We start from the raw sequence: 1,156 nt of genomic DNA, 5'->3' as shown, positions 1-1,156 counted from the left end.
CGGCTGGCAAAGGTGGCGGGGATGGGTGTAGCCATGCGGATGATCCTGACCGGCGACACCTTCGATGCCAGCTTCGCCCTGAACCACGGGCTGGTGACCGAACTGGTGCCGAAGGCGGGACTGGAGGCAGCCGCGCTCAAGATCGCGCGGCAGATCGCCGGAAACGGTCCGCTGGCGGTCACTGCAGCGCGCCGTGCCGTGCTAGCCAGCCATGACCTGACGCTGGAAGCCGGGCTTTTCGAGGAATCGGCCTTGCAGCGGCAACTGCTGTGCAGCCGGGACGCCCGTGAGGGCGCCACGGCATTCGTCGAACGGCGGCCAGCCGCCTATATGGGAAGCTGACGCCGGCCCGTGGGACTCCGGCGCGACATCACTCGTGCCGGAGCTTCTCCACCGTGTCCGGGCTGACCGCTGGCGCGCCGTTGTTCCAACTGGCGCGGATGAAGGTCAAGACCTCGGCGATATCGCGGTCGCTCAGGATGGCGGCGTACTTGGGCATCGGGTACGGCGCCGGAATGCCGCGGATCACGAGATCCGGCGTGCCGTGCAGCGTCACGTTGATCAGCGACGACGCATCGCGCTCCAGCACGTTCGGGTTGCCAGCCAGCGGCGCGAGCATGGGCGCGACCCCGCGCCCATCCGCCCCATGGCACTGCATGCAGTACGTGGCGTAGAGCCGCGCGCCGGCATTGGCGGACGGATGCTGCAAGGCCACCTTGGTCATCCGCGCGTCATAGGCGTACGGCGGGGCGCCGTTGCCACCCTGCGCCGGCAGCGATTTCAGGTAGGCAGCCATCGCCGCAACATCGCCATCGGTCGTCGCCTGCGTGCTATTGTTGATGACCTCGGACATCGGCCCGAACGCGGTCGCATGCCGGTTCGCCCCATCCTTCAGGAACGTGGCGATATCAGCCGCGCTCCAGCGCCCCAACCCCACGTTGTGCTCGCCGGTCAGGTTCGAGGCGTACCAGCCATCGAGCAGCGCGCCGGCAAGGAACGCCTTGCCACCCTCGTCCAGCGCCTTCTCCTGGAAGCCGACGCCACGCGGCGTGTGGCAGGAGCCGCAATGCCCCAGCCCCTGCACCAGATAGGCGCCGCGGTTCCACGCGGCGCCCTGGCCGGGCCTTTCCTTATAGACGGCCTTTTCGAGGAAGAC

2 protein-coding genes are annotated in these 1,156 nt (G+C 68.3%); one reads left to right on the top strand and one right to left on the bottom strand.

From position 1 onward, the window contains the following. Positions 1-342 (top strand): enoyl-CoA hydratase/isomerase family protein (locus AB4Z27_RS29070; RefSeq protein WP_441645992.1); only part of this gene is annotated, 342 nt, incomplete at its 5' end. 28 nt (positions 343-370) lie between these two features. Here the strand turns inward: AB4Z27_RS29070 and AB4Z27_RS29065 are convergent. Next, the coding region (locus tag AB4Z27_RS29065) for a c-type cytochrome (protein WP_441645991.1) at positions 371-1,156 on the bottom strand (786 nt) is incomplete at its 5' end.

It is taken from the genome of Cupriavidus sp. KB_39 (assembly GCF_052114485.1).
Taxonomy (GTDB): domain Bacteria; phylum Pseudomonadota; class Gammaproteobacteria; order Burkholderiales; family Burkholderiaceae; genus Cupriavidus.
Note: the sequence above shows the minus strand (reverse complement) of the source record. Positions and strands in the feature narration are given on the sequence as shown.